This is a genomic window from Actinocrinis sp. (assembly GCF_035605935.1).
Taxonomy (GTDB): Bacteria; Actinomycetota; Actinomycetes; order Streptomycetales; family Catenulisporaceae; genus Actinocrinis.
Map to the genome: position 1 here is coordinate 1 of NZ_DATNGK010000192.1, position 14,562 is coordinate 14,562.

General features: G+C 68.0%; 16 protein-coding genes, 1 tRNA gene and 1 pseudogene. 8 read left to right on the plus strand and 10 right to left on the minus strand.

Going from position 1 to position 14,562, the window contains the following annotated elements:
- Positions 1-34: 34 nt before the first annotated feature.
- From VN779_RS15500 to VN779_RS15510, 3 genes are all read left to right on the plus strand, one after another.
- Positions 35-107: transfer RNA gene (locus tag VN779_RS15500), tRNA-Thr, on the plus strand.
- 427 nt (positions 108-534) lie between these two features.
- Entirely contained in the window at positions 535-927 is a 393-nt protein-coding gene (locus VN779_RS15505; protein WP_325723841.1) for an STAS domain-containing protein, read from the plus strand.
- 218 nt (positions 928-1,145) lie between these two features.
- Positions 1,146-1,490 carry a hypothetical protein gene (locus VN779_RS15510; RefSeq protein ID WP_325723843.1) on the plus strand — a complete coding sequence of 115 codons (345 nt, stop codon included), beginning with the start codon at positions 1,146-1,148 and terminating at the stop codon, positions 1,488-1,490.
- A gap of 348 nt (positions 1,491-1,838) precedes the next feature.
- On the opposite strand, the gene VN779_RS15515 is transcribed toward VN779_RS15510, so the two are convergent.
- Genes VN779_RS15515 through VN779_RS15525 form a run of 3 tightly spaced genes read right to left on the minus strand, consistent with a single transcriptional unit; the run spans position 1,839 to position 4,055 of the window.
- Positions 1,839-2,741: an ABC transporter permease gene (locus VN779_RS15515; protein ID WP_325723845.1), complete on the minus strand. Its 903-nt coding sequence runs from the start codon at positions 2,739-2,741 to the stop codon at positions 1,839-1,841.
- Positions 2,731-3,540: an ABC transporter ATP-binding protein gene (locus VN779_RS15520; RefSeq protein WP_325723847.1), complete on the minus strand. Its 810-nt coding sequence runs from the start codon at positions 3,538-3,540 to the stop codon at positions 2,731-2,733. The genes VN779_RS15515 and VN779_RS15520 overlap by 11 nt, the downstream gene beginning before the upstream one ends.
- Positions 3,537-4,055, minus strand: coding sequence for a MarR family winged helix-turn-helix transcriptional regulator (locus VN779_RS15525; RefSeq protein ID WP_325723849.1), 519 nt, complete (start codon positions 4,053-4,055; stop codon positions 3,537-3,539). Before VN779_RS15525 ends, VN779_RS15520 begins: the two co-directional genes overlap by 4 nt.
- Before the next feature lie 162 nt (positions 4,056-4,217).
- Between VN779_RS15525 and VN779_RS15530 the strand changes: the two genes are divergently transcribed.
- Positions 4,218-5,828, plus strand: a complete 1,611-nt coding sequence (locus VN779_RS15530) for an NAD(P)/FAD-dependent oxidoreductase (RefSeq protein ID WP_325723851.1) — start codon at positions 4,218-4,220, stop codon at positions 5,826-5,828.
- Here VN779_RS15530 and ispF read toward each other — a convergent pair.
- Genes ispF through VN779_RS15545 form a run of 3 tightly spaced genes read right to left on the minus strand, consistent with a single transcriptional unit; the run spans position 5,825 to position 7,570 of the window.
- Complete coding sequence (ispF, locus tag VN779_RS15535) at positions 5,825-6,328, minus strand: 2-C-methyl-D-erythritol 2,4-cyclodiphosphate synthase (RefSeq protein WP_325723853.1); 504 nt, start codon at positions 6,326-6,328, stop codon at positions 5,825-5,827. The two genes, VN779_RS15530 and ispF, sit on opposite strands and share 4 nt — an antisense overlap.
- A complete protein-coding gene (ispD, locus tag VN779_RS15540) occupies positions 6,321-7,037 on the minus strand; it encodes a 2-C-methyl-D-erythritol 4-phosphate cytidylyltransferase (RefSeq protein WP_325723855.1) in 717 nt (238 codons plus the stop codon). Before ispD ends, ispF begins: the two co-directional genes overlap by 8 nt.
- Before the next feature lie 50 nt (positions 7,038-7,087).
- Positions 7,088-7,570: a CarD family transcriptional regulator gene (locus tag VN779_RS15545; protein ID WP_324841993.1), complete on the minus strand. Its 483-nt coding sequence runs from the start codon at positions 7,568-7,570 to the stop codon at positions 7,088-7,090.
- A 254-nt stretch (positions 7,571-7,824) separates the two neighbouring features.
- Between VN779_RS15545 and VN779_RS15550 the strand changes: the two genes are divergently transcribed.
- Both VN779_RS15550 and VN779_RS15555 read left to right on the plus strand, forming a co-directional pair.
- Entirely contained in the window at positions 7,825-8,202 is a 378-nt protein-coding gene (locus VN779_RS15550; RefSeq protein ID WP_325723857.1) for a hypothetical protein, read from the plus strand.
- A 227-nt stretch (positions 8,203-8,429) separates the two neighbouring features.
- Positions 8,430-9,101, plus strand: a complete 672-nt coding sequence (locus tag VN779_RS15555; RefSeq protein ID WP_325723859.1) for a hypothetical protein — start codon at positions 8,430-8,432, stop codon at positions 9,099-9,101.
- Positions 9,102-9,224: 123 nt separating this feature from the next.
- On the opposite strand, the gene VN779_RS15560 is transcribed toward VN779_RS15555, so the two are convergent.
- Both VN779_RS15560 and VN779_RS15565 read right to left on the minus strand, forming a co-directional pair.
- On the minus strand, positions 9,225-9,905 hold the full coding sequence (locus VN779_RS15560) for a response regulator transcription factor (protein WP_324841990.1): 681 nt from the start codon (positions 9,903-9,905) through the stop codon (positions 9,225-9,227).
- The gene (locus tag VN779_RS15565) at positions 9,902-11,116 is read right to left on the minus strand and encodes a sensor histidine kinase (RefSeq protein WP_325723861.1); all 1,215 of its coding nucleotides are present in this window, start codon (positions 11,114-11,116) and stop codon (positions 9,902-9,904) included. The genes VN779_RS15560 and VN779_RS15565 overlap by 4 nt, the downstream gene beginning before the upstream one ends.
- 219 nt (positions 11,117-11,335) lie before the next feature.
- Here VN779_RS15565 and phoU point away from each other — a divergent pair, with 219 nt between their 5' ends.
- The gene (gene phoU / locus VN779_RS15570) at positions 11,336-11,977 is read left to right on the plus strand and encodes a phosphate signaling complex protein PhoU (RefSeq protein WP_325723863.1); all 642 of its coding nucleotides are present in this window, start codon (positions 11,336-11,338) and stop codon (positions 11,975-11,977) included.
- A gap of 121 nt (positions 11,978-12,098) precedes the next feature.
- Here phoU and VN779_RS15575 read toward each other — a convergent pair whose 3' ends face one another.
- Entirely contained in the window at positions 12,099-12,854 is a 756-nt protein-coding gene (locus VN779_RS15575; protein WP_325723865.1) for a phosphoglyceromutase, read from the minus strand.
- 127 nt (positions 12,855-12,981) lie between these two features.
- Between VN779_RS15575 and VN779_RS15580 the strand changes: the two genes are divergently transcribed.
- The gene (locus VN779_RS15580) at positions 12,982-14,310 is read left to right on the plus strand and encodes an MFS transporter (protein WP_325723867.1); all 1,329 of its coding nucleotides are present in this window, start codon (positions 12,982-12,984) and stop codon (positions 14,308-14,310) included.
- Between the two features lie 49 nt (positions 14,311-14,359).
- Here VN779_RS15580 and VN779_RS15585 read toward each other — a convergent pair.
- Positions 14,360-14,562: pseudogene (locus tag VN779_RS15585) on the minus strand (YbjN domain-containing protein); the annotation flags it as partial.

The following is a 14,562-nucleotide window of genomic DNA, read 5'->3' on the forward strand; positions in this document are numbered from 1 at the left end:
ATACGGGCACCGCTCGTCTGCCCGTCACCCACCCGCTGGTGTGGCGCAATTGGCAGCGCACCTGTCTTGTAAACAGGTGGTTAGGGGTTCGAGTCCCCTCACCAGCTCACTGACTCCCCCAGCTCAGCCCACCATAGCCGCAGGTCGGGCTCGGCCCCGAGAGATCCAATCGGGACCGGGCCTGTCTCACCGTCTATCGGCATCTGGCGTCATCTGGCACGGGCTGTGGCGAATACGTGGCGACGCACTCTCATGCCTCAGCCAGACCATCGGACCGTGACTCGGTATTGCCGGATCCTTCATCCGCGCGGGCACGACCGAATCAGCTTTCTTCTCGGGGGACGGCGCGGCCGCCGACACGGGCGGGTGTCGGCGCGGGCGGGTGTCGTCGGGCCGGGTGGTGTCGTGTGTCATGGGCCGGTAACGGTGCTGTGAGGGTGCCGTTAGAGCCGTGGTGGTGGGGTTAGTAGGGGTGGACGTCAGGACCCGGTTGCTGGGTCTGTTGCCTGTCGCCCGTAGGTGGAGGAAAGGACCATGGTTTCCGGATTGCAGGTCAGCAGCGCCGTGCGTGCTGGTTGCTGTGTGCTGACGGTGGCGGGGGAGGTGGACCTGGTGCGCTCTCGCGTGCTTGAGGTGGCGTTGCTGCGGCATACCGGCGTCGGGATGCCGCTGGTGCTGGATCTCGGCGGCGTCGAGTTCATGGACTCAGCGGGGTTTTACGTGGTGGTGCGCACGAACCACGAGTTCCGAAAGACAGGGCAGCGGCTGATCGTGGTGCCCTCGCACGTCGTGATGGGCTTGATTGAGGTGGCAGGCGTGCGCCACGTGCTGGCGCTGCGCGAGAGCGTGGACGAAGCGCTCACAGCCCTAGGCGCCACTACAGCCGATACAGCCGAGCCGCAGGCTTCGGGCACCTCGGGGCCATAGCCGCGGGCGCTGGCATGCGGCTGCCGGGTGGGTGCGGGCGTGGTGGGACCGCCCGTCGCGGGGTTCAGGGGCGTCGGGGAGACAGTGTTGTTGGCCGCGCTGGACGATCGCGCGATGGCCGATAGCGTGGGGTGCATGGCGAGTCGAACTCGGATCAGGGTGGCGGGCGGAGCGAGGAAGCCTTGATGGCGCGGGAGTCCGACAAGCAGCCACCCGCGTTGACTAGGCGGACCGTGCGTTACCCGGTGGGCGACGCCCGGGTGGTGTACGTGACTGGCGGCGGCGTCAGCGTCGTGATGCCGCCTAGCAGGCTGGGCAGGTGGTACGAGCGGCTGAACGACCTGGCCGAGGCGCTGATCGACGTCCTGGACCGACTGGACGACATCCTCTACCGCCCCGAACCGGCAACGGGCTCCAAAGGCCATCACGACCTAGAGACCCCGGCTCGGCTCGTCCAGGTGCTGCTTCTCCTGAGGAAGGCCAGTCACGTCCTATTGCTCGCTGTGTACGTGGCTTGGTGCTTCGCTAAGGTCCGGGCCAAGCACATGCTTGGTCTCCATTAGCGGTCTAGAAGTAGTTGCTGGCGGGCAGGAGCTTGCGGCGCGGCGCTCCGGTACGGCTGGGTGGGTGGTCAGCCACGGTGGTAGGCGACCCGCTTGTCGAGAAGGTAGATGCGGTAGGGCGGGCGTCAGGCCTGTCATCGCCGGGCTGGCTGGCCAGTGTCGGCCGCAGAACGCTCATGCTCGGGGCGGTTTGCCTCTGGGCGGATCGGCGGACGTGGGCAGAATGCTGTTATCCGGCTGGATGATTCGCCGCAGGCGCGTGCTCACCAACCCAAGGTCCCTGTGCCCGCAACGCGTCCGATCAGTCGTCCGGCAGCTCTGCTCGCTGAACGAATGCTGGACGGAGCCTCATTTGGCCAGGCGGGGCAGGAGAGCCGAGGCAGCCCAGATGGACAACACGCTCGCGACGACGAGGACGGCGAAGTCGAGGGGAAGGTGCTCTGCGGTGCCGATGAGCAGGCCACGCAGGCCGTCGACCTCGTAACTCAGCGGGTTGATCCTCGAGATGGGCTGGAGCCAGCCAGGCATCACCGAGGTCGGATACAGCGCGTTCGAGGAGAAGAACAGCGGCATGGTGATTGCCTGTCCAATGCCCATGAGCCGGTCGCGGGTCAGCACGATTCCCGCTATCGACATCGACAGGCAGCTGAAGAACGCCGAGCCGAGCACGACCAGGACCGCGACGCCGAGGATCTTGAGCGGATTGGCGGTCATCCCCACGCCGAGGATCGCTGCGAAGATGAGCACGACGATGGCCTGGATCAGCGCCTTGGTACCGGACGCGAATGCCTTGCCGGTGATGAGGGCCGCGCGGGGGGTCGGGGTGACCAGCAGCTTGGTGAGGACGCCGGCGTCACGCTCCCAGATGATCATGATGCCGTAGAAGATGGCGATGAACATCGCTGATTGGGCGATGATCCCGGGTGCGAGGTAGTCGAGGTAGGGCACGTTACCGGTGGGGATCGCGCGAATGCGGGTGAACGTCTCGCCGAAGACTGCCAGCCATAGGACGGGTTGAACCGCACGGGTATAGATCTCGCTGCGGTCGTGGCGGATCTTCTGCAGCTCGACGATGCAGAGTGCGCCGATGCGGGCGGGCAGCACGCGCCAGCCGGTGCGGGGTGGAGGAGGGGGAGCTATGGCGGGGGCGAGAGAGGGAGCGGGCGAGGTGACGAGGGGGTCGGGCGCGGCGGGCGCGGCGGGCGCGGCGGACGCGGAAGCGGCCTCGGTGGGCAGGGCGTCAGCGGACACGGGCGGCTGTGGAGCGCGTGGCACGGACATTGCGGAACTCTCCCGAGGTCGGCTCGTCAAGGTTGTCGCCGGTGTAGTGGCGGAAGACGTCTTCGAGGGTGCCCGCACCGGCGGGCAGCGAGGCCTTGAGCTCCTGCGGAGAGCCGGTGGCCCGGATCGTGCCGCGATGCATGAGCGAGATCCGATCGCAGAATTGGTCGGCCTCATCCATGTAGTGCGTGGTGACGAACACGGTCATGCCGGTCGCGTCGCGCACTTCGCCGATGCGCTGCCACACCGACGCGCGGGCGATCGGGTCAAGTCCGATGGTCGGTTCGTCGAGGATGAGCAGGCGGGGTGAGGAGACCAGCGCCTGGGCGAGTTCGAGGCGGCGGACCATGCCCCCGGAGTACGTCTTGGCCAGCCGGTCCGCAGCATCAAGCAGGCCGACCGAGTCGAGGGCGGCGGTGACACGCTCGTCGCGCTGCCTTCGCGGTACGTCGAAGAGGCGGGCGAACATGGCGATGTTCTCGCGGCCGGTCAGCCCGGAATCGGCGGAGAGTTGCTGCGGTACATAACCGAGCAGCCGGCGCACCTCCATGCGTCGCTTCGCCACATCGTGCCCGAACACAGTCACCATTCCCGGCGGGACGGGAAGCAGGGTCGTGATGGCGCGGATCGCGGTTGTCTTGCCCGCTCCATTCGGGCCGAGCAGGCCGTATACGCTGCCTGGTTCGACGTCGAATTCGATGCCGTCAACGGCCTTGGTGCTGCCGAACGCGTAGACCAGGTTGGTGCAGGCGATGGCGGGTTCACTCATTCGGACGCCTCTATGTCACTCATGGCGCGGTCCACTCCTTCGGCTCGGTATCCGGTCAGACCTGCGGCCAGGCGGCGTAGGGCGGGTACCGCGGCGCGCAGCGCGTCCAGTTGCTCGGGTGCGATTTGAGCCAGCTGCTCGGCTAACAAGCGCGTGCGCTCATCGGCCCAGCGGGTGAGGCGCTCACGGCCCGCGTCGGTGGCATCCAGCACGGCGGCACGACGGTCGGCCGAACTCGGCTCGCGGCGCAGATAGTGCTTCGCGATCAGTTGATTCACCAGCGTAGACACCGAGTTGCCGGCCAGGTTGAGCTCGCGTGCCGCCGCGGAGACGCCGATTCCGGGTGACTGCGCGACCAGTCGCAGCAGTTCCACCTGCGCGCCGCTGAGCGGAGCCAGGCTCAGCTCACCGCGTACTCGCCGACGAGTTGCGCGATGGACGCCGGACAGGGCGCCGCCGAGCTCCAAGGCGAAGGCTGACAGGTCGGCGGCTGTCGCCGTAGTAGCAGTTTCCACAAGGGCAGGATAGCTCTTACACAGAGGTAAATAAAGAGGAAGCCTCAATAATCTTCGAGCCGAGGATCTTCGTCTTTTGATCGCGCAATTCACGGCCTTGCTCTCGATTTGCCGGTGATGGCGCTCGTATCCTTGCCTTCTACCGTTCAGGCAGGAGCGCGCATGGCAGACAGCGGGGATGATCAGGCGCGCACCGCGCCGGCGACCACTGACGTGGTGATCGTCGGCGGCGGCCACAACGGTCTGGTCGCCGCGGCGTATCTGGCCCGCTATGGCTCGAGGGTGACGGTGCTTGAACGGCTCGGCCGGATCGGCGGGGCGGCGGTGAGCGAGCGTCCCTTTCCCGGCGTCGACGCGAATCTGTCCCGGTACTCCTACCTGGTCTCGCTGCTGCCTTACGCGGTCGTGCGCGACCTTGAGCTCGATGTCGAACTGCGCTCGCGCCCGGTCGCGTCGTACACGCCTGTGCTGCGCGGGGGCAAAGCGGACGGACTGCTGGTCGAGCGGCAGCCCGGAGCGCGGACCGCGGAGTCGTTTCGACGGCTGACCGGCTCGGAGCGCGAGTGGCGCAATTGGCAGGAGTTCTACGGCCGGATCGAACGCGCTGCCCGCGTCTTCGCGCCGTCGTTGCTGGAACCGCTGGCGCCGAAGGGCGAGCTGATGAAGGCGGTCCGCGAGGCCGTCGGCAGTTCGTTCTGGGATCCGTTCCTAGAGCGGCCGCTCGGCGAGATCGTCGAGGAGACGTTCGCTGACGATGACGTGCGCGGCGTCGTGCTGACAGATGCGCTGATCGGCACGCAAAGCCATGCGCACGATCCCTCGCTCGCCCAGAACCGGTGCTTCCTCTACCACGTGATCGGTAACGGGACCGGTGAGTGGCGCGTGCCGATCGGCGGCATGGGTGCGGTTACCGAGTCGTTGGCGCGTGCGGCGGACAAGGCGGGCGCGGTATTCGTTACCGGAGCAACGGCTACACGCATCGATACAGATGGTCGGCGAGCAGCGGTGCGTTATACGACTGCTGATGGTGCTGAGCGGCGAATCGACGCACGGTATGTACTCGTCAACGCCGCGCCGACGGTCCTCAATGAGTTGCTGGGACGGCCCAGCGGCCCGCGCCCTGAGGGCAATCAGCTGAAAATCAACATGGTCTTGTCGCGCTTGCCCGCGCTCAAGTCGGGGATGGACCCGAAGGTCGCGTTCGCGGGAACGTTTCACATCGACGAGTCGTACAGCGGGCTGCGCACCGCGTATACGCAGTCTGAGGCCGGGGCGCTGCCAGATCCGCTGCCGTCAGAGGTCTACTGCCACACGCTGACCGATCGTACGATCCTCGGTCCGGAGTCCATGGCACGCGGACTAAACACGCTCACGCTGTTCGGTTTGCACACGCCGGCGAGGCTCTACGAGGAAGACGGCGCACGCGATAAGGCGGTGCAACTGGCGCTGGCGGGCTTGAACCGGCACCTCGCCGAACCGATCGAGGACTGCTTGGCACGCGATGCTGACGGGCGGCCGTGCATCGAAGCCCGCTCGCCGCGGGATATCGAGGACGAACTCGCGATGCCCGGCGGCCATATCTTTCATGGCGACCTGGACTGGCCGTGGGCCCGAAGCGATCGGGAGGTCGGCACTTGGGGCGTCGAGACGGACATCCCCAACGTGCTGCTCTGCGGCTCAGGTGCCCGACGTGGCGGAGCGGTCAGCGGAGTGCCGGGGCGAGCCGCGGCGCTGGCATTGTTGCTGAGCAGGTCGCGCAGGAGGCGGGGCTAGTCCTCGGCGGCTGATACCGGGATGACGAGAGCCGTGGCGATCGCGGCTAGACCTTCGGCGCGACCGGTGAGGCCGAGCCCGTCCGTGGTCGTGGCGCTGACTCGGACCAGGGCGTCGAGCGCTTCGGAGAGCACCTTCTCGGCCTCAGCGCGCCGCGGTCCGATCTTCGGACGAACGCCGATCACCTGGATCGAGACATTGCCGATCCGGTAACCCGCCTCGCGTACCCGCCGACCCGCTTCGGTCAGCAGCGTGCTGCCCGACGCCCCGCGCCACTGCGGCTTGTCGGTGCCGAAATTGGAGCCGAGATCGCCGAGCCCGGCCGCGGAGAAGAGGGCGTCGCAGGCGGCGTGCGCGGCGACGTCACCGTCCGAGTGGCCGGCCAGACCCGTCTCGCCGGGCCAGTCGAGTCCAGCGACGCGCAGTGGCCGGCCTTCCTCGAACGGGTGGACGTCGACGCCGATGCCGACCAGCGGAAGAGGCGGCAAACCGTCAGTCATCGTTCTCCGCGGCCTTCCTGCGCTCCAACCAGACGGCTTCGGCCAGCAGTAGATCAAAAGGAGTAGTGACCTTGAACGCCTCGGTATGACCGGGGATCACCGCAACCGGCAGGCCGAGTCGTTCGACCAGGCCGGCGTCGTCGGTCGTGTCCGTCGCGGTCGCGGCGGCGTGCGCCTTGACCAGCAAGGATCGCCGGAAGCCCTGCGGCGTCTGCACCGCGCGCAACGTGGAACGGTCCACGGTCGCGGTGACGTTCGTACCCGACGAGTCCACGGCTTTGATCGTATCGGCGACCGGTAGCACCGGGATGACTGCGTCGCTGCCGCCAGCTACCGCGTCGATGACTGCGGTAACTAGGGAAGGCGGAGTAAGGGCACGCGCGGCGTCGTGTACAAGGATGATCTCGTACACCTCGGGGATCGCCTCTAGTGCGAGCGCGACCGAACGCTGCCGGGTATCGCCACCCGGCACGACGTGCACCGTCTCGCCGAACTCACGCAGCAGGTCACGCACCCCGTCAACGCCGTTCGGGGGCGCGGCGACCACCACAAGACCGATCCGCCCGCTGGAAATCAGCGAACGGACCGCGTGAACCAGAATTGGGATCGAGCCGATGGAGCGCAGCGCCTTCGGAGCGCCCGGACCGAGGCGCTCGCCTCGGCCCGCGGCGGGGACGATCGCGGCCGTCCCGCCGCGGGATGTGCTCATCTATGGGCCGAGGATGTCGACGCCCGTGCCAGCGCGGCCGCAGCTCGCGCTCAGGAGGCCAGCACCTCGTCGAGGATGGTCTCGGCCTTGTCCTCGTTGGTGTTCTCGGCCAGCGCCAGCTCGCTGACCAGGATCTGCCGGGCCTTGCCGAGCATCCGCTTCTCGCCGGCGGACAGGCCGCGCTCCTTCTCCCGGCGCCACAGGTCGCGGACGACCTCGGCCACCTTGATCACGTCACCGGAGGCCAGCTTCTCGAGATTGGCCTTGTACCGGCGGGACCAGTTGGTGGGCTCCTCGGTGTGCGGGGCTCGCAGTACCTCGAAAACGCGGTCGAGACCGTCCTGGCCGACCACATCGCGGACGCCTACATATTCCACCTTGTCGGTGGGAACCATCAGGGTGAGGTCGCCCTGGGCCACCTTGAGCCGGAGGTAGGGGCGCGCCTCGCCCTTGACCATCCGGGTCTCGATCGCCTCGATGAGAGCGGCCCCATGGTGGGGATAGACGACGGTCTCGCCAACCTTGAACGTCATGTGATGCGTACCCCTTCCGTGGGTATCCAGGATAACACGGCCGGGCGACTTTCTAAAGGGCGTTTGCGCAGGTCAGGCGGGTGAAGGGCACTTGACAATACTGGACGGACCGTACTCGCCCCAGGTCAGGGGGGCGGACGACGCCTTTCGCGCGCCCCCGGAAGCACTACCGCAGGCTCCCCCGCGAGCTCTCGGCCGGCCCCAGCGGGACGGCGTGAACCCGCCTCTGGGCAGGGACGCTCTGCGGGCGCACAATGACCAAAGAACCTCTGCCAGGAGATCGGCTCTTCGCACACGTCAGGTGGGGTGAGCGCGAGGTGGACGCCAGCGGGCGATCGAGTAGCGCGGGGTCCGGCTGGGATGACCAGCGGGACGAGCAGGATGAGACCGTGGTCGGCCATTGGCCGGACGGAACCGAGATCACCGATGCCGAGTGTCAGGCGCCTGATGACCTGCGTGAACTCTTGCCCGATCTGCGCAGATACCTGCGCCAGGAGCGCTGGACCAGGCGGCGCGCCAAGTTGATCCGGGTAGGCCGCGTTCTGGGCTCGCCAAGGGCCGCGATCGCGGTGGTGCTGTTGGCCGCGCTGGTGGCCTCAGCGGTGGCGATGCTTCTGCCGGCCGCGCGGTAACACGCGCTCGGCGGCACGGCGCGCTCGACACATAAGGACACACAAGGCTGACGGCTGGGCGCACCGCGTTGCGCGACCCTTGAGCGATTCGACTGAATCGGCTTGGTTGGTGCGGTGCGCCTATACCTCTGTTAGGGCCATCCCGGTGAGGGACGGCCGATCGCGGTCAGTACGCTGTGGCTCGGTTATTTTTCTGACCAGTCGCGCGCCAAGGAGCTAGACCGACCGTGAGCAGCCTCCACTCCCCGAGCACGACCCGCCGGTCGACCCCCTCTCGCCGGGGCCGTGCGGGCCTGGCCACCGCAGCCGTGCTGCTGACCGTGGCTCCGCTGGCCGCCGCATGCGGGGCCGGCTTCAACGCCGCGTCGACGCAGGTCAAGCTCGACTCCGGCTCCGGCATCACCGGCGCGCTGAAGATCAACAACGTCTCCGTGGTCGTCGACCCGGCCAGCAACAACGCCGAGGTGATCGGCGCCGTCTCCAACACCGGCGGCACGGATGTGAGCTGGCCGAACGTCCAGGTCGGCGGTACCTCGGCGCAGATCGTGGCCGGCGGCGCGAACGGTGCGACTCCCGCGGCGGCCCAGGCGGGCGCCCAGACCATCGCCGGTGGCCAGACGGTCTACTTCGGCCAGCCGGGCGCGCCGCAGATCCAGTTCTCCGCCGCGGGCCTGACGGTGGGCGACCTGGCCAAGGTGACCTTCTCGTTCGGCGACGCCGGCACGGTGACCGTTCAAGCACAGATCCAGCCGAACACCGGCCTGTTCGCCGATTACAACCCGAACCCGCCGAGCGCTTCGGCCAGCCCGAGCGCCAGCGCCTCCTCCTCGGCGAGCAGCGGCGCCTCAGCATCCGCGTCGGCCTCCGCGTCCGCCAGCCCGAGCGCCAGCAAGAAGTAGAAGTAACTGCCGGTCGGATCGCAGACCGGCGATTCACAGACAGACAGAGCGGGTGGCGCGCTCCCGGATAAGGGAGCGCCACCCGCTTCGTCTTGCTAGCGCCGCCGCGTCGTTGAGCCGTGCTTACGGCTCGAACTTGTAGCCGAGACCGCGCACTGTCACCAGGTACCGCGGCACGGCCGGGTCCGGCTCGATCTTCGCGCGCAGCCGCTTGACGTGCACGTCCAGCGTCTTGGTATCGCCGACGTAGTCCGCGCCCCAGACTCGGTCGATCAGCTGCATGCGCGTGAGCACACGGCCCGCGTTACGCAGCAGCATCTCCAGTAGCTCGAACTCCTTGAGCGGAAGCTGTACGCCGCGCCCCGAGACGCTGACCGTGTGCCGCTCGACGTCCATACGGACCGGACCGGCCTCAAGCGCCGCGTCATCCGGCTCCTCGGCCTGGCCGTGCCGGCGCAGCACCGCACGGATGCGCGCGACCAGCTCCCGCGAGGAGAACGGCTTGGTCACATAATCATCCGCACCGAGTTCCAGCCCGACCACCTTGTCGATCTCGCTGTCCTTCGCGGTCAGCATGATGACAGGCACGGCCGAACGGGTACGCAGCTGCCGGCAGACCTCGGTGCCCGGCAGGCCGGGCAGCATGAGGTCGAGCAGCACGAGGTCGGCCCCGTGCCGGTCGAATTCCTCCAGCGCCTCGGGACCGGTGGGCGCGACGGCGACCTCGAAGCCTTCGTTGCGCAGCATGTAGGAAAGCGGGTCGCTGAACGAATCCTCGTCCTCGACCACCAGCACCCTGGTCACGTCGTACGACTCCCTGTGTTGAGTTCCAGAACGCCGCCGTCGGCCCGGCCGTCTTCGGCCGGCGGCGGATCGCCCAGCAGCGGCAGGCGCAGCGTGAAGGTCGAACCCGACCCTTCCACGCTCCACACCGCGACATCCCCGCCATGGGTGACGGCGATGTGTTTGACTATCGAGAGCCCGAGGCCTGTTCCCCCGGTTACCCGCGAGCGCGCCGGGTCCACCCGGTAGAACCGCTCGAAGATCCGTTTGAGGTCCTGCTCCGGGATGCCGATGCCCTGGTCGGTGACCGAGATCTCGGCCAACTCGCCCTCTCGGCGCACTGCCACCACCACCTTGGTCTGCTCAGGTGAATAGTTGACGGCATTCCCGACAAGATTTCCCAAACCGGTGACCAACTGATCGAAATCACCGAGCACGTGCAGCCCGGGCGGAGCGGTGCCGACCAGTTCGATGCTCCGGGCGGCGGCGACTTCGCGGGCACGGCCGAGCGCGTCCTCCACCACCTCGGCGATGTCTACCCGCTCGGCCCGGGTCAGCGGATCGTGGCTTTCCAGCCGGGACAGGTCGATCAGGTCCTGCACCAGATTGCCGAGCCGGTGCGCCTCGCGCTGCATCCGCTCGGCGAACCGCCGCACCGCCTCAGGGTCGTCGCTGGCGGATAGGACCGCCTCGGACAGCAGCGCCAGCGCGCCAACCGGAGTCTTGAGCTCGTGGCTGACGTTGGCGACGAAGTCCCGGCGCACCGCGTCGATCCGGTGTGCCTCGGTACGGTCCTCTACGAGGACCAGGACGAGCTGCGAGCCGAGCGGGGCGACCCGGACGGAGACGGCCAGCGTGTCGCCGCCGAGCGGTCCGCGCGGGATCTCAAGTTCGAGCTGCCGGATCTCTCCATCCCGGCGCACCTGCCTGGCCATCGCGACCAGTTCCTCGGAGACCAGCCGCTGGCCGCGCACCAATCCGAGGGCGTGCGCCGCCGGGGATGCCTTGACCACGGCGTCGCTGGGATCGAGCAGCACCGCGGAGGATCGCAAGACCTGGAGCACTGCGGCCACGCCGGGCGGCACCAGCGGCTCGGGGGCGGCCGGCTCGGCCGCGCGCCGCTCGCGCTCGCTCCAGCGGAACGCGAGACCGCCCGCGGCGCCGACGGCCAGCGCTACCAGGGCGGCCGCCGAAGCCGCGGCGATGTGGAAATCGGCCGCGAGGTAGGACACACTCCCAGAGTAAATGCCCGTGCAGACCACTCGGCGAGGCCGGAAGCACACTCCGTGATCCGTCGCCAAGAGTTCACGTTCACGTCGCGTCGGGTTCACCGCCGTGCCCGGCGGCGGCTGAGGTCGCCGCACTACGGTGAAGGCTCACCACGGTGTGCCCACCGCCGCGCCGGTCACGGGCGTGCCAAGCCGCCGCCTCAGCTTACGGGAGCATTTTCGATGCGCGACGTGTACCACGAGGAACTCGATTCGATCGGCCGGACGCTCATCGAGATGACCGGTCTTGTGGGAGCCGCGATGGGCCGGGCGACCGCCGCCCTGCTCGAGGCGGACCTGCAGGTCGCGGAGTCGGTCATCTCCGCCGACGACGCCGTGGACGCGCTGCAGAGCGAGCTGGACAGCCGCGCGCTCGACCTGCTGGCCCGGCAGCAGCCGGTGGCCGGCGACCTGCGCACGATCATCACCTCGCTGCGGATGAGCGCCGACCTGGAGCGGATGGGCGACCTGGCCCGGCACATCGCGAAGGTGGCGCGGCTGCGTTACCCGGAGATCGCGGTACCGGAAGAGCTGCGGCCGATGATCCAGGAGATGGGCCGGATCGCCGGGGAACTAGCGCAGAAGACTGCCGAGATCATCGACGGCCGCGATGTGGACGCCGCTCGCGAGCTGCCCGAGGACGACGACGAGATGGACGAGCTGCACCGTGCGCTGTTCCGGGCGCTGCTCGACAAGAAGACCGACTACTCAGTCGAGACGGCCATCGATGTGACGCTGATCGGCCGGTACTACGAGCGCTTCGCCGACCACTCGGTGTCGGTCGCGCGGCGACTGATCTTCCTGGTAACCGGCGAGCATCACTAAGCGCTGAAGACGCTGCCAGGGGATGGGAGGGGGGACGAAGGAGCCCTTCGCACGCGGGGGTGCGAAGGGCTCCTTCGTCATTTTCTGCAGCGCTGGCAGCCAGCGCAGCTGCCGGTAAGTGCTACTTGCGGCCCTGGTTCTTGACCGCTTCGATCGCCTCGGCTGCGGCGGCCGGGTCGAGGTACTCGCCACCGGTAGTCACGGGGCGCAGGTCGGCGTCGAGTTCGTATAGCAGCGGAATGCCAGTGGGGATGTTCAGCCCTGCGATGGCCTCGTCTGAGATGCCGTCGAGGTGCTTGACCAGCGCACGCAGCGAATTACCGTGCGCGGCGACGAGCACGGTGCGGCCGGTGAGCACATCCGGGACGATCGCGTCGTACCAGTACGGGAGCAGGCGGTCGACGACGTCCTTGAGGCATTCGGTACGCGGCCGCAGCTCCTGCGGCAGCTGCGCGTAACGCGCGTCGGCGAACTGTGAGTACTCGGCGTCTTCGGCGAGCGGCGGCGGGGGCGTGTCGTAAGAGCGGCGCCACAACATGAATTGCTCCTCGCCGTACTCGGCGAGAGTCTGCGCCTTGTCCTTCCCCTGGAGCGCGCCGTAGTGCCGCTCGTTGAGGCGCCAGGAGCGGCGCACCGGAATCCAGTGCCGGTCGGCGGCGTCGAGACCGAGCTGCGCGGTGCGGATAGCGCGGCGCAGGACCGAGGTGTGCACGAGGTCGGGCAGCAGGCCGCGTTCCGCGAGCAGCTTGCCGCCACGGATCGCCTCCTCCTCGCCCTGGGCGGTCAGGTCGACGTCGACCCATCCGGTGAAGAGGTTCTTCGCGTTCCACGCGCTCTCGCCGTGGCGCAGTAGTACGAGACGGTACGAGTCAGCCATGGCTATGAGCGTATCCGCGATAACCGATTGCCCTCACCTCGGCCTGCATGTAACGTCTCACCCGCCCTTGTGATCATTACCTGATCGCGGTGTGCTCGGTGCTGAACGGTACGGGGAGAGGTTGCACGTGGTCCGGCTCAGAAGCGCGGCGGAATCGACTTTCGGGGGCCTGCCCGGCGCCTTCTGGTGGCTGTGGATCGCGACGCTGGTCAACCGGCTCGGCGGCTTCGTGCTGCCATTCTTCGCGTTCTACATCACCGGCCCGCTGCACCGCTCGGCCGTGTTCGCCGGAGCGGTCGCCGCGCTGTTCGGCGCCGGGGCCGCGGTGTCCGGCGTGGTCGGCGGCGTGCTCACCGACCGGATCGGGCGCAAGCCGACGCTGATCGGCTCGCAACTGGCCAACGCGGCGACCATCGTCGTGCTCGGATATGCCCGCTCCACATGGGCGCTCGCGCTCGGGGCGCTGGCGGTCGGACTGGCCACCAGCGCGTTCCGGCCAGCCCAGAACGCGATGATCGCGGACATGGTGCCCGCTGGCGACCGAGTGCGGGCCTACGCATTGAACTTCTGGGCGATCAACCTGGGTTTCTCGTTCTCGATGGCTGTGGTCGGGCTGGTCACGCATTTCGGTTATCGCACGCTTTTCTACGCTGACGCCGCGACGACCACGCTGTGCGCGTTGCTCATCGCGATACTCGTGCCGGACACGACTCCAGTCGAGACGATCAGGGCAAGAGCCCGATCCAGCAGCGTGGCGGTCGGGGACGGTCGCAAGCGCGAAGGGCTTGGCACAGTACTGCGGGACCGCACGTTCATCGCGTTCGTCGCGACGACGTTCGTGCTGCTGATCGTGTTCTGTCAGTACAACTCCGGCCTGCCGATGGCGATGTCCGCGAGCGGGCTGTCCGCGGCGACGTTCGGGCGGATCGCGGCCATCAACGGTGTGCTGATCGTGCTGCTGCAGATGCCGGTAACGAGGTTGCTCAAGCGGTATCCGGAGGGCCGGGTGCTGGCCGGGGCCGGCCTGGTGATCGGCGGCGGATTCGGGCTGCTCGCCTTCGGCCAGTCAATCGAGATGTACGTGCTCTGCGTCGTGGTGACGACGCTTGGCGAGATCGGCAACACCCCGACCGGCCAGGCGATCACGGCTCGGCTCGCCGCAGATCACCTGCGCGGGCGTTACCAGGGCGTCTATCAGCTCGCGTGGACGCTTTCGCAGGTCGCGGCTCCGCTGGTCGGCGGCGCGGTGCTCAGCGCGTACGGCGGCGCGCCGCTATGGATCGGCTGCTTCGCCGTGACCGGGTTGACGGCGCTGGTCTTCCTGCGAATCGGCAAGCACGTCGAGCGGCGAGTCGCGGCGGCGCGATCGGCCGAGGCCGAGGCAGAGGCCGATCAGACGAAGGTCACCGCGACAGCGATCGCGGACGGTCAGCAGCCTGAGTTGGCCACGGCGTAATCGACCAGCGCACAATCGAGCCCGCGTAGTCAGATCAAGTCACGTCAGGTCAGGAGTCGGGTTCGGTTGGCTCAGTGCTCTCGCCGTTCAGGGTGGCCGGGTCCGGGCGCAGCCGCTCGAAAGCGGCCAGGTTCGCCGTCGACTCGCCGCGCTTGAGCCGCCACGCCCATTCGCGGCGGATCGATCCGGCGAAGCCGAGTTCGAGCAGGGAGTCGAAGCTCGAGTCGGCGGCGTCAAGCACCGAGCCGAGCA